Here is a 13,213-nt window from a genome sequence, read left to right as displayed (position 1 = left end):
TGCTTTAATTTTACCGCATTACAAGCCCATCCGTATCCTATCTGAATATGCACAGCATCCGCTATATCTTTTTATTTTCCCTGCTCCTGACTGCCTGCCACAGCGAGGCCTTTGACCGCCCCGGAACCGGGGCACCTAAAAAAACAACAGCTCCGGAGACGCCACCTTCTTTTACCCAACTTTTCTTCCAACCCGATGCAGCTGCCGAAGCGCAGGTAGATGCCGTATACCGGTCCCTGTCGCCCAAAGAACGTGCCGCCCAGATGATCATGACCGCTTCGAGCACATCGCCCAAGCTGGGTTATCCTTTCGACAAGGCCCGCGACCTGGTTACCGGCGACATTTCGGCCAACCTTGTCTTTTTAAAAGGCACGACAACCGCCTTTAAGAACGAGGTAAAACAACTGGACCAGGCTAAGGCTAGCAGTAAGCTGAAAACGCTGTATGCCTGCGATTGCGAGCCCTCCCTGATCAACAGCAAGTGGAGCGATATAAGCGGCATACAAACCGCAGCCCAGCAAACCGATACGGAAAGCGTAATCACGAACACAGGCAAGATCAACGAGATCGTAAAACGCGTGGGCGTACAACTCAACTTTGCCCCGGTAGTAGATATTGCCGCCAACAAATCGGTGATCAACAAACGGTCATTTGGCAGCGACCCCGCTGCGATAACGCTTCTGTCGGGCCAGTTTGTAAAAACCTCCCAGGATGCAGGCATTGCCGCTACCTTAAAACATTTCCCGGGGCATGGCGCCGTTACGGGCGACTCGCACAAACAATCCGTGTACATCGACGGACCGCTTACCGAACTCAATACCTTTAAAACCCTGATCCAGTCTGAAACCCCGCCTATAGCGGTAATGGTGGGTCATATTATCGTAAAGAACAATGACCGTTACAGCACCCACGGCCTGCCGGCTACCCTGTCGCCGGTAATCGTTACCGACCTGCTGCGCCGCGAACTGGGATATGAAGGCATTATTACCACCGATGCCCTAAACATGGAAGCCGCAGCCAAAGTGCCCGATGCCGACTGGAAAGCCGTACAGGCAGGTGTGGACCTGGTGCTGATGCCTGCTGATGCCAGGGCGCTCAATAAACGGATCGTGGATGCCCTTGCCAAAAACGATGCGGTAAGCCGCCAGCTCGAAGCATCTGTAAAACGTATTATAAGACTGAAACTCGCATTGGCCGCCTACAAACAATAAGCTTATCTTTGCCCGGATACATGACATTGCCCTTGAAAGACTATAAGAAATACTTTATACTGCCCGCAACGCCCGAAGAGCTGTACATTGCGCTGACCAACCCCTTTACGATACAGTTGTGGTCGGGTGAAGAAGCGGTAATGAGCACAGAACCGGGCAGCGAGTTTTCCCTGTTCGAAGACAGCATCGTAGGCCGCAACCTGGAATTTGAAGAAAACAAAAAAATAGTACAGGAATGGTATTTCGGCGAAGACGAGCCTGAAACGCCATCCATAGTTACCATCAAACTGCATGCACATAAAGAAGGCACTTCGGTAGAACTCAGGCATACGGCGATACCCGACGAGGCTTATGACGATATTGTAGAAGGCTGGAATGAAGTATACTTCGAGGCACTGAAAGATTTTTTCGAGGAAGAGTAACAACCATAAAGGTCTTTGATCCTGTTATGATAAAGAGTGGTGACCCTGGCGGTCCCGCTCTTTTTTGTGCTTACAGGCCTGGCCATCAGGATATTTTGCTTTTCAATTGCGGCATAAATTAATTCTATACCCATACTACCGCTTCCCGGCAAATATGCCTGGTAAGAGGCTGAGATCCTTTACAGCGTGGATATGCAAGCGTATACCCCCCGGCATGGAGCGTCACGATTTGGTAAAATAAGTATTCGTTAATAAAATTAAACAAACGTTTAATTAATTTTGAAATAATTACCTTTGCGGTCTTTTCCGGATAATTGGTTAACTGCTCGTTCCTGATTGCACTTAAACATTTTAAACCATGCCTCAAATAAAACTATACCCGATTATCGCTACCTTCCTCAGTTGTATGGCCTTCGACAACGGCTATGCACAGCAGCGAGACAGCACCCTTAACCTGACCCTGGATCAATGCCTGCAATTTGCCTACCAGCACAACCCGACGCTGCAGCAAAGCCTGCTGGACAAACAGATTACAGAACAGGGCATACACAGCCGGTTAGCGGACTGGTTTCCCCAGATCAACTTTGATTATAATATCCAGCACAGCTTCCAGCTCCAGACTTCCAATATAGGCGGCAACCTGATCCAGCTGGGCGTGCGCAATACCTCGGCAGGCCAGTTCTCTGCCACGCAGAATATCTTTAACAGCGATGCCCTGCTGGCCAGCAGTACGGCAAAGACCGTAAGAAAACAGGCCGATCAGAACATTACCAGCACCAAGATCGACCTGGCCGTTAATGTAGGGAAAGCCTTTTACGATGTATTGCTTACCAAAGAGCAGCTTAAAGTGCTGGATGAAAATATTACCCGCCTCGACCGCAGCCTTACCGATGCCTATAACCAATATGAAGGCGGTATCGTAGACAAGGTCGATTACAAGCGCGCCACCATAGCGCTCAACAATACCAAGGCGCAGCGCAAAACCGCCAACGATGTACTGAAGGCAAAATTTTCTTACCTGAAAATGCAGATGGGCGTAAATGACAGCGTACAGCTCAACCTGTCCTACGACTCCAGCAGGCTCGCGGTGATCGCCGTAATGGACACAACAGGCGCTATGCGGGTACAGAACAGGATCGAATACCAATTGCTCAAAACCCAGCAAAGCCTGCAGCACGCCAACTATAATTATTATAAATGGAAGTTCCTGCCTACGGTACAGGCTTTCGGCAACTACAACCTGAACTACCTGAACAATGAATTTTCCAACCTGTACCGCGACAACTACCCCAACTCCTTTGCAGGGGTAAGGGTATCGGTACCGCTGTTCCAGGGTTTCAGAAGGGTGGCGAATATGAAACAGGCCAAACTGCAATTGAAGCGTGTAGACTTTGACCTTGAGAACCTCGGCAACAGCGTGTCGGCCGAATACAGCCAGGCGCTGGCGACCTACAGGGGTTACCTGAACGATTATTACAGTCTTAAGGAAAACGTAACCATTGCGGCCGATGTATATGAAACCATCGAACTGCAATATAAAGCCGGTATCAAAACCTACCTGGAAGTGATTACGGCGCAGACCGATCTGCGTACCGCCGAACTGAACTATACCAATGCCCTGTACCAGTTGCTGGGCAGCAAACTGGATGTAGAACGCGCATTAGGCAGCATCAATCCCAACTGATAAACCGACACCACGATCAGAAAAACTTTAAAAGCTTTACAAAACAACCATATGAAAAATAGATCCCTTATACCTGTTTATTTGCTTGCGACGGCAGTGGCCTTTGCATCCTGCGGCGGCAACAAGAATGCACAACCTCCCGCCATGCCCCCGGCAGCAGTAGAAGTAGCAACGGTGAATGAAGGAGCTGCATCATACCATGAAAACTATCCCGGTACCGTAACTGCGCTGAATGAAGTAGAACTGCGCCCCCAGGTATCCGGTTATATTACCGGTATCCATTTCCAGGATGGCCAGCATGTAAACAAAGGACAGTTGCTCTATAGCATAGACCAGCAAACCTACCAGGCCGGTGTAAGCCAGGCCCAGGCCAACCTGGCCGTGTCCAGGGCCAACCTGGTAAAGGCACAGAAAGATGCCGACCGTTATATCGCCCTGGATAAAAAGGATGCGATCGCCAAACAGGTGCTCGACCACGCAATGGCCGACCTGGAAAGCGCCAAGATGCAGGTGCGGGCAGCAGAAGCCGGTGTAAAAGGCGTGGAGACCAACCTGCGCTATTCCAATATCTACGCACCTTTCAGCGGCACCATCGGTATCTCCCTGGTAAAGATGGGCGCATCGGTATCGCCGGGCACTACCCTGCTCAATACCATCTCTACCGATGATCCGATCGCAGTAGACTTCTTCCTGGATCAGAAAGAGCTGGGCAAGTTTACCGAGCTCGAGAAACAAGGTACCGTAAGTAAGGATTCGACCTTTACCATTGCACTGGCCGATGGCTCCGAATATCCGTTCTCGGGTAAGGTAGCCTCTATCGACCGCGCCGTTGATGCCCAGACCGGGACCATCAGGGTACGCCTGGCGTTCCAGAATGCGGAAAAGAACCTGCGTCCCGGCATGAGCACCGTAGTAAAAGTATACCATACCGCTGCCGATCATAGCCTCATTATTCCTTACAAAGCAGTGACCGAGCAGATGGGCGAATACTTTGTGTATAAAGTAACCGACAGCAGCACCGTAACCCAAACCAAAGTGAAGATGGGTACCGTGATCCGCGACAATGTAGTGATTAAAGATGGCCTCGCAGCAGGCGATAAGATCGTAGTAGATGGCTTGCAGAAAGTAAAAGAAGGCGCCAAGATCGCGCCTACCCAACCCGGTGCTGCTGGCCAGCCCGCTGCAGGCGCCCCGGCTGCCGGTAAGCAATAAGCGTAAATACAGATGAAGCTGAAGGCTAATTAAACTAAATCAAAATCGACAATGATTGCAGATACTTTTATAAAAAGACCCGTTACCGCCATTGTAATTTCGGTGGTAATCGTACTGGTAGGTATTATAGCCATTATGAACCTGCCCATTGGCCAGTATCCTGAAATTACGCCGCCTACGGTACAGGTATCCGGTGCGTTTACCGGCGCTGATGCGCAGACCGTGGAGCAAACCATGACCACACCTATCGAAACCCAGATCAACGGTACGCCCGGCATGACCTATATGTCGAGCAACAGTACGGCCGACGGACGTACGGCCATTACCGTAAACTTTGAGCTGGGTACCGATATTAACGTGGCTACGCTCGACGTGCAGAACAGGGTAAGTATTGCCGAACCCATGCTGCCCGAACAGGTAAAAAGGCTGGGCCTTACCACCCGTAAGCGTAACCCCAGTATCCTGATGCTGGTAGCGATGTATAGCCCCAAAGGCACGCACGACGTGACTTTCGTGGACAACTATACCAATGTGTTCATCAAGGACGCACTGCTGCGTGTTAAAGGTGTGGGCGATATCTTTACCCGTGCCGACGACTTCAGTATGCGTATCTGGCTCGACCCCGTAAAGATGGCCCAGCTTGGCCTTACCGCTACCGAAGTAACCTCTGCCCTGCAGGAGCAAAACCTCCAGATGGCTGCCGGTTCGGTTGGCGCTCCACCGCAAAATACTGCCCAGACTTTCGAGTACACGGTATTTACCAACAGCCGTATCAGCACCCAGAAACAGTTTGAAGAGATCATTGTACGCAACGATCCTTCGAAAGGCAATATCCTGTACCTGAAAGACATTGCCCGTGTGCAACTCGGTAAATTCTCTTATTCCAGCAACTCGTTTGTAGATGGTAAAAGAGCATCTTACCTGCTGGTGTACCAGGCCCCGGGCAGTAACGCCATCGAGACCGCCGAAGGGATTACCAAACAAATGGAAGAGCTGAAAAAATCTTTCCCCAAGGATATCGATTATGTGGTACCATTTGAATCAGTTTCTGTAGTAGAAGTATCGATCTCGGAAGTGGTTCATACCCTGGTAGAAGCCCTGATCCTCGTTACCCTCGTGGTATTCCTGTTCCTCCAGAACTGGCGCGCCACGCTGATCCCGGTGCTGGCGATCCCTGTATCTATCCTGGGTACCTTTATCTTCTTCCTGCCCCTGGGCTTTACCATCAATACCCTGACCATGTTCGGTTTCGTACTGGCCATCGGTATCGTGGTGGATGATGCCATCGTGGTGGTGGAAGCCGTGCAGCACTATATCGATCATGAGGGCATACCGGCCAAGGAAGCGACACGAAAGGCGATGAAGGACATCTCGGCGCCGGTAATCGCGATCGCCCTGATCCTGGCAGCGGTATTTGTACCGGTAGGCTTTATACCCGGCCTGGTGGGCCGCCTGTACCAGCAGTTCGCCATCACGATCGCTGTATCGGTAGTGATCTCGGCCTTTGTGGCCCTGTCGCTTACCCCGGCGCTCTGTTCCCTGCTGCTGAAACCGACCACGGTACGGAAAGACTCTAAAGGCCTCAACCTGTTCTTCTACAAATTCAACGAATGGTTCCGTAAAGTGAGCCTGAAATATACCGTGGGTGTACGCAAAACCATTAAGGCTTCGCGTTATGCACTCATTATCCTGCTGTGTATTTTCGTAGGCACCGTCTTCCTGTTCAAAGCCAAACCTACCGGCTTTATCCCGACGGAAGATGAGGGCCGCCTGTTTGTAACCTACGAACTGCCCGAGGCATCCAGCACGACACGCAGTCTTGCGGTACTGGATACCATTATGCATATCCTGAAAGAGACCAAAGGGGTGAATCACTTTGCTGGTCTCGGTGGTCTGAACGTGATCAACTTCTCGTCCAAACCCAATGCCGGTACTGTATTTACACAGCTTACCCCATGGGAGGAACGTAAAGATAAATCGCTGCAACTGCAAAGCATTATCGAAACGCTGAATAAAAAGTTTGCGGCCATCAAAGAGGCGCGTATCCTCGTGATCTCGCCACCGGCTATCCCTGGTTTGGGACAAACGGGCGGTTTCACTTTTGAGCTGCAGCAGCGATCCAGCACCGACGATATCAAGCAATTCGAGAACGTGGTCAACAACTTCGTAATGGAGGCCAACAAACGTCCGGAACTGAAAGGTGTATTCTCGTTCTTTACCGCTAAAACACCGGCTTACCAAGTGAATGTAGACCGCGAAATGGCGAAGAAGCTGGGTGTGAATATTGCCGATGTATACCAGACCCTGCAAACCTTCCTGGGTAGTACTTATGTGAACGACTTTACGACCTACGGCCGTAACTTCAGGGTGGTAGCCCAGGCCGACGAAGCCTTCCGCGGCGACATCAAGGACCTGAGTAAATATTATGTACGCAACAGTATGGGTACTATGGTGCCGCTGAGCGCGCTCACTACGTATAAAGTCATCGAAAATGCACCGGTAATTTCGCACTTCAACATCTTCCGTAACGCGGAGATCAATGGTAATGCGGCGCCCGGCTATAGTAGCGGACAAGCGATCGAGGCCCTGAAGGACCTGGCAGCCAAATCACTGCCGGAAGGTTATGGTTACGAATTTGCCGGTATGACCCGCGAGGAGCTGGCATCAGGCAACAGCACGATCATTATCTTCTCGCTGTCGATCATCTTCGTGTTCCTGTTCCTGGCTGCCTTGTACGAAAGCTGGTCGATACCATTCTCCGTACTGCTGGCCGTGCCTATCGGCGCCTTTGGTGCGATCCTGACCCTGTTCTTCCTGCCTAAACTCACCAACAACGTTTATGCACAGATCGGTCTGATCACGCTGATTGGTCTGGCCGCGAAGAATGCGATCCTGATCGTCGAGTTTGCGAAGGAACGTGTGGATCACGGATTGGCGGTAGTGCCGGCCACGCTCGATGCGGTTAAGCTGCGTCTGCGCCCGATCATTATGACCTCGCTGGCCTTTATCCTCGGTATCCTGCCGCTGGTGTTCTCATCAGGCGCCGGTGCGGTATCCCGTCAAACGATCGGCTGGACGGTACTGGGCGGTATGCTCGCTGCTACCCTGCTTGCGATCTTTATTGTACCGGTACTCTTTGTGGTGATCACGAAATTATTTTATGGAAAGAAAATTGCCAAGGACAAGGCGTCACTGCTGTTTTACGATAGCGACGACGACCTGGGCCGCTAGGCAGGTGTGGGGAGTATAGCAAAAAAGGGAATTGACCAGTGCAATTCCCTTTTTTGTGCCCTGTTATTAATGGCTGCCCTGTCGTAGCCAACCGCCAGGCCCAAGCCACTATGACCAGCAGCACTAGCCCCCTGAAAATCCTACAAACAAAGCGGGAACCGGCATAGCCGGTTCCCGCTTTTATATCGTATAGAAAACTAAAATTACTGCTTGGTATAAGTCTTGGTATGTCCCGATGTGATCTCGGTAGTGGAGTTGAACGTAGTGTAATAAATCACGAACGAATCCACAGTAGGATATTTTACATCCCCCCAAAGTATGAGGCTATTGTCCACATCATCCGGGTTGGAGTATATTTTCAGGTACTTTTCATCATTCGTAAAATTGTAGTTGTATACCGTGCTATCCGGGGCGGTAGCGGCACACTTGGTATTGCCTTCGTAAAGCGATACCTGGTTGGTGGTATTAAAAATGAAAAAGTTATCCTTTTCGCAACCGGGCAACGGTGTATAATAGTCCAGCGGCATAGAAGTCGGATCACTGATATCATTCACAAAAACATATGCTTTCAGCTGCCATTTGCCACTCATCAACATCTTCGTTTTGGACACATCAATAGGTTGTTTGTCTTCTTCTGATTTTGAACAGGAAGCAAACAATAAAGTAAAGCCCAGACCGGCAAGTAATAGTTTTCTCATTTTTTAAATTGTATTTTTCTGAATGATTGTAAATGTAAAAATTTTTTTCTTAAATCCTATCTTTTCTGAAAAATACCGTATTTGCCTTAGTCCTTTTTCCTTTTTTTAGCCGGTGATGCCGTGCTGGCCTTCTTTTTAGCCGCAGTCTTCTTTACCGCCTTAGCCGGCGCCTTTTCACCGGCTGCCGCTTTAGCGCCTCTTGCCGCACGGGCAGGTTTTCCCGCAGCTTCGGGTTCTGCCGCAGCTTTAGCGCCATCCGGTACGTAGCCGAAATCGATCTGGCGTTTTTCAAGGCTTGCCGCCTCTACCCTGATCTTCACTTTATCACCGATGCGGAACCGTTTGCCGGTATGCATACCCACCAGGGCATAGTCGGATTCGAGGAAGGTAAACTCGTCGAGCACCGCCAGGTCGGCCAGCGATACCAGCCCCTCGCATTTATGTTCAACAGTTTCGGCCCAGAAACCAAAGGTCGATACGCCACTGATTACCGCGTCGAAGGTATCGCCGATAAAGCGGCGCATATATTCTACCTGCTTGTACTTATTGGCGCTGCGCTCAGCCTCCATGGCCTTACGTTCCCGCTCGCTGCAGTGCCGGCATTTGCTCTCCATCTTCTTGTCCGGCTTTACCTGGTTATCGATACATTGCTGTACGATCCGGTGCACCATCACGTCGGGATAACGGCGTATGGGCGAGGTAAAATGGCAATAGTCTTCGAAGCCCAGGCCATAGTGCCCGATATTATCGGTAGTATAGATCGCCTTGGCCATGGTGCGGATACCTAACTGTTCCAGCACATGCTGTTCCGGTTTGCCCTGCACCTGTTCGAGCATTTCGTTAAACGATTCGGCGATCTTATCGGGGTTGTTCAGGTTGAACTTATAACCGAAGCGCGAAGCAAAGGCAGCGAATATGGCCAGTTTGTCTTCGTTGGGTACATCGTGCACCCGGTACGGGAAGGGGATCGGCTGGTCGTTTACCGAACGCTTGCCCACATATTGTGCCACGGTCTTATTGGCCAGCAGCATAAACTCTTCGATCAGCTGGTGCGCCTCTTTACTCTCCTTGATCTCTATACCGATCGGTATCCCTTTCTCGTCGAGCTTAAAGCGTACTTCCTGCGAGGAGAAGTTGATGGCGCCTTTGCCAAAGCGCTCGCCGCGCATACTCCGGGCCATTTTATTCAGCAGCAGGATCTCTTCGGCATAGTCGCCTTTACCGGTTTCAATGATTTCCTGCGCCTCTTCGTAGGTAAACCTGCGGTTGGAATGCGTTACCGTACGGCCGATCCAGTACTGTTTAACCCGGGCTTTCTCATCGAGCTGGAAGATAGCGGAGAAGGTAAACTTGTCTTCATTGGGCCTGAGCGAGCACAGCACATTGGAGATATGCTCGGGCAGCATCGGCAGCACACGGTCGGGCAGGTATACCGAAGTAGCCCTGTCGTAAGCCTCGCTGTCGAGCGCCGTATCGGGCTCTACGTAATAACTTACATCGGCAATATGTACGCCTACTTCGTAATTGCCGTTCTTCAGTTTGCGGATCGAGAGGGCATCGTCAAAGTCTTTGGCATCGACCGGGTCGATGGTAAAGGTGAGTACATCGCGGCAATCTTTCCTGCGGGCTATTTCTTTACTGTCGAGGATGTCGGGGATACGGGCAGCCTCTTCCAGGGCTTCGTCCGAAAAGCGAAGCTGGAAGCCCGCTTCGATCAGGATGCTCTTCATCGCGATCTCGTTCTCGCGTTCGTTGGTCAGCAGCTCTACTACTTCCCCGCTCGGGTTCTTGGCGCCGGCATTCCATTCTACGATTTTCACGATCACGCGGTCGCCGTTCTTACCGCCATGCAGCGCATGCAGCGGTACAAAGATGTCGGAGCGCATGCGCTCGTTATCGGGTATCAGGAAGGCAAACTTATCGCTTAGCTCCAGGCGGCCGCTAAACTCGACCTGGCTGCGTTTTACAATCTCGGTAATTACACCTTCGGGGCGGCCTTTGGCCGAAACATGATCTACCCTGATCTTCACTTCATCCCCGTTAAAGGCATTCATCATATCCTCGGGCCGGATCAGCACATCCTGGTCCCAGCCTTCCACGATCACGAAACCCAGGCCGGCTCTGGATATATCCAGGCGGCCCGTGGCCATTTTGCCATTCAGTGGCGACCTTGCTTTTTGATTCTTATTCGATTTGGGTTGCTTATGCTGTTTATTCTTTTTCTTATGCGCCATAATAGATTCTGGTAATTTAGGTACAACAGCCATCCCGGAAAATAGTTCTGATCGCCTGTTGTGCTTTTAATGCGGGCATTCCGCGGAGATAAAGGTAGGTATTGCTAAAACAATATAAGAACAAAACTCTTAATTAAATTTTTCGCCATACTTGCACGAAGGCCCGTATAGCCTTACTTTCAGCCTTTATCATATGCAAAAACTCCCGCAACCTGCCGGGATAGTCCGGTAATGCAACAGGCAGTACCGGGATCTCCCTGCCCTTTCGGGATAGGTTACACGCCCGGGGTTGCAGCACAAGCATTGCAACCGGTGGCCGGCGGTTTTAATTCAGGAGGGAAGAACGGAATATGCCTATTCCTCTTTATCTTTGACGGGACACCTAACATTAACTCAATTCCTAATTTATCCGTCATGAATATAGCAGATGTTTTCAAAAACAACGAGCAATGGATCGCTGAAAAGCTGAAAGGCAACGCCGGCTACTTCGATGACCTGGCGAGCGGTCAGAACCCTGAACTGCTTTATATCGGCTGCTCCGACAGCCGGGTTACCGCCGAGGATATTATGGGCCTGCAACCGGGCGAAGCTTTTGTACACCGTAACATTGCCAACCTGGTCAACAACGTCGACCTAAGCGTGATGTCGGTGCTGAACTATGCCGTTCGCCATCTTAAAGTCAACCACGTGGTGGTATGCGGCCACTATAACTGCGGCGGCGTAAAAGCCGCGATGCAACCCGCCGATATGGGCATCCTGAATCCCTGGCTGCGTAACATCCGCGATGTGTATCGCCTGCATAAAGAGGAACTGAACGGGATCACCAATGAGGCCCTGCGCTACGACCGCCTGGTAGAGCTGAATGTGCAGGAGCAATGCGTGAACCTGATCAAGACGGCTGCCGTACAGGAAGCCAATAAGGAACGCGGTCTGCGCGTGCATGGCTGGGTGTTCGATATCCGCACCGGCAGGCTCATCGATCTCAACATCGACTTTGACAATATCCTGAAAAACATCATGGAGATCTATAATCTCTTTAATCATTAATCGCCCGTTACAGGGACAATAATACTTTTTAATGGCTTTATTGAAATGGCCTGGACTATTCCGGGCCATACCTTTATTACTGCTTGCCCAGGGCGTGCAGGCCCAGAACTTTATCAAAGACCGCAAGCTGTACCTGAACGAAAGCGGTTCCAGTTACGTGAAGTTTACGGTACTGGGCCAGTTCTGGCTGCGCCAGCAGGAGCTAAACCCGGGCACTACCATCAACGGTACGCCTAAGGACAACAGTACCGATATCGGTATCCGCCGGCTGCGGATGCAGGTATACGGACAGCTTACCGACCGTGCTTTTTTTTATGTGCAACTGGGACAAAATAACTTCAACAATATATCGGACCGCAAACAGGGCTTTTTTGTACATGATGCCTATGGTGAATATGCCATCGTCAAACAGAAACTATCCTTAGGCGCCGGGTTAAGCGGCTGGAGCGGGCTTTCGCGGTTCTCATCGCCCTCGGCCGGCACCATTATGGGGGTGGATGCCCCGCTGCACCTGCAATCGACCAATGATGTAACCGACCAGTTCCTGCGTAAGTTATCTGTATTTGCCAAAGGCAAGATCGGCCGGTTTGACTACCGCCTGGTGATGGCACAGCCGCATGCCATACAAAAATCGGCGGGGTATAATGGCGCTATCAGCCTGGCTTCCAATTTCTCGCCCAAAGCGCCGTCTATGCAATGGAACGGTTATTTCCAATGGCAGTTCCTCGACCAGGAATCGAACCTTACCCCTTATACCCAGGGCACTTACCTGGGCGCTAAACGCGTACTGAATATCGGCGCCGGTTTTATTTACCAGAAGGATGCCTTGTGGCGTACCAGCAGCGCCCGCGATACGCTGATGGAGGATATGGCGCACTTTAGCGGCGATGTATATTACGATGCGCCGGCGGGCCCCGGGGGCCAGGCATTGAACCTGTATGCCAGCGTAGCGCATTATGGCTTTGGCAAAAATTATATCCGCAACCAGGCCACCATGAACCCCGCCAACGGCAATACTAATCCCGACGTTTTAAACGGCAGCGGCAATGGTTACCCGGCCTTCGGTACCGGCACTACGGTATATGCACAGGCCGGTTATAAATTGCGCGACAGCCTGATCGGCAGCACTACACTTATGCCTTATATAGCCCTGCAATATGCCGATTACGACCGGCTCAACGATAAGATGCTGTTTGTAGATGCAGGCATTAACTGGCTTTTGTCCGGGCATACTTCCAAGCTTACGCTCTCGTACCAGAACCGGCCGATTTATAATGCAGCCGGCGATCAGACAAAACGCCTGGGCGCCTTTACCTTACAGTACCAGGTTTTCTTCAATTAAAGATTCCAACTCCAGTATATTTTATACCCAACGCCCGGCATATTATGTATGCCGGGCGTTTATTATATAGACTATTTAATAACATCAGCAGGTAATAAATTAATCGTTTTTATAAATAGTAATTTTTAAGAT

At 50.8% G+C, this 13,213-nt stretch carries 9 protein-coding genes; 7 read left to right on the top strand and 2 right to left on the bottom strand.

Features of this window, described 5'->3' with window-relative positions:
* Window positions 1-47: 47 nt before the first annotated feature.
* The 5 genes from B0I18_RS12775 to B0I18_RS12755 all read left to right on the top strand — a co-directional run bounded on the left by B0I18_RS12775 (window position 48) and on the right by B0I18_RS12755 (window position 7,760).
* Window positions 48-1,211 (top strand): glycoside hydrolase family 3 N-terminal domain-containing protein, encoded by a 1,164-nt coding sequence (locus tag B0I18_RS12775; RefSeq protein ID WP_106523110.1) that lies wholly within the window; start codon window positions 48-50, stop codon window positions 1,209-1,211.
* 20 nt (window positions 1,212-1,231) lie between these two features.
* The gene (locus tag B0I18_RS12770) at window positions 1,232-1,633 is read left to right on the top strand and encodes an SRPBCC domain-containing protein (protein ID WP_219905972.1); all 402 of its coding nucleotides are present in this window, start codon (window positions 1,232-1,234) and stop codon (window positions 1,631-1,633) included.
* 358 nt (window positions 1,634-1,991) lie between these two features.
* Window positions 1,992-3,317: a TolC family protein gene (locus B0I18_RS12765; protein ID WP_106523109.1), complete on the top strand. Its 1,326-nt coding sequence runs from the start codon at window positions 1,992-1,994 to the stop codon at window positions 3,315-3,317.
* A 51-nt stretch (window positions 3,318-3,368) separates the two neighbouring features.
* On the top strand, window positions 3,369-4,529 hold the full coding sequence (locus B0I18_RS12760; RefSeq protein ID WP_106523108.1) for an efflux RND transporter periplasmic adaptor subunit: 1,161 nt from the start codon (window positions 3,369-3,371) through the stop codon (window positions 4,527-4,529).
* 51 nt (window positions 4,530-4,580) lie between these two features.
* A complete protein-coding gene (locus tag B0I18_RS12755) occupies window positions 4,581-7,760 on the top strand; it encodes an efflux RND transporter permease subunit (protein ID WP_106523107.1) in 3,180 nt (1,059 codons plus the stop codon).
* A gap of 203 nt (window positions 7,761-7,963) precedes the next feature.
* Here the strand turns inward: B0I18_RS12755 and B0I18_RS12750 are convergent, their stop codons facing one another.
* Together B0I18_RS12750 and rnr are read right to left on the bottom strand one after the other, a co-directional pair.
* Window positions 7,964-8,458 (bottom strand): hypothetical protein, encoded by a 495-nt coding sequence (locus tag B0I18_RS12750; RefSeq protein ID WP_106523106.1) that lies wholly within the window; start codon window positions 8,456-8,458, stop codon window positions 7,964-7,966.
* 86 nt (window positions 8,459-8,544) lie between these two features.
* Window positions 8,545-10,692 carry a ribonuclease R gene (gene rnr / locus B0I18_RS12745; protein WP_106523310.1) on the bottom strand — a complete coding sequence of 716 codons (2,148 nt, stop codon included), beginning with the start codon at window positions 10,690-10,692 and terminating at the stop codon, window positions 8,545-8,547.
* A 414-nt stretch (window positions 10,693-11,106) separates the two neighbouring features.
* Between rnr and B0I18_RS12740 the strand changes: the two genes are divergently transcribed.
* Both B0I18_RS12740 and B0I18_RS12735 read left to right on the top strand, forming a co-directional pair.
* Window positions 11,107-11,739: a carbonic anhydrase gene (locus tag B0I18_RS12740; RefSeq protein ID WP_106523105.1), complete on the top strand. Its 633-nt coding sequence runs from the start codon at window positions 11,107-11,109 to the stop codon at window positions 11,737-11,739.
* A gap of 31 nt (window positions 11,740-11,770) precedes the next feature.
* On the top strand, window positions 11,771-13,081 hold the full coding sequence (locus B0I18_RS12735; protein WP_106523104.1) for a hypothetical protein: 1,311 nt from the start codon (window positions 11,771-11,773) through the stop codon (window positions 13,079-13,081).
* Window positions 13,082-13,213: the final 132 nt, after the last annotated feature.

Source organism: Taibaiella chishuiensis, from assembly GCF_003014535.1.
Lineage (GTDB): Bacteria > Bacteroidota > Bacteroidia > Chitinophagales > Chitinophagaceae > Taibaiella > Taibaiella chishuiensis.
This window is presented reverse-complemented; position numbering and strand designations above follow the sequence as displayed.

What these genes read in the sequence shown, in the direction of transcription:
- B0I18_RS12775 (WP_106523110.1), top strand. Translation starts at nt 48, where the DNA reads ATGCACAGCATCCGCTATATCTTTTTATTTTCCCTGCTCCTGACTGCC.
- B0I18_RS12770 (WP_219905972.1), top strand. Translation starts at nt 1,232, where the DNA reads ATGACATTGCCCTTGAAAGACTATAAGAAATACTTTATACTGCCCGCA.
- B0I18_RS12765 (WP_106523109.1), top strand. Translation starts at nt 1,992, where the DNA reads ATGCCTCAAATAAAACTATACCCGATTATCGCTACCTTCCTCAGTTGT.
- B0I18_RS12760 (WP_106523108.1), top strand. Translation starts at nt 3,369, where the DNA reads ATGAAAAATAGATCCCTTATACCTGTTTATTTGCTTGCGACGGCAGTG.
- B0I18_RS12755 (WP_106523107.1), top strand. Translation starts at nt 4,581, where the DNA reads ATGATTGCAGATACTTTTATAAAAAGACCCGTTACCGCCATTGTAATT.
- B0I18_RS12750 (WP_106523106.1), bottom strand. Translation starts at nt 8,458, where the DNA reads ATGAGAAAACTATTACTTGCCGGTCTGGGCTTTACTTTATTGTTTGCT.
- rnr (WP_106523310.1), bottom strand. Translation starts at nt 10,692, where the DNA reads ATGGCGCATAAGAAAAAGAATAAACAGCATAAGCAACCCAAATCGAAT.
- B0I18_RS12740 (WP_106523105.1), top strand. Translation starts at nt 11,107, where the DNA reads ATGAATATAGCAGATGTTTTCAAAAACAACGAGCAATGGATCGCTGAA.
- B0I18_RS12735 (WP_106523104.1), top strand. Translation starts at nt 11,771, where the DNA reads ATGGCTTTATTGAAATGGCCTGGACTATTCCGGGCCATACCTTTATTA.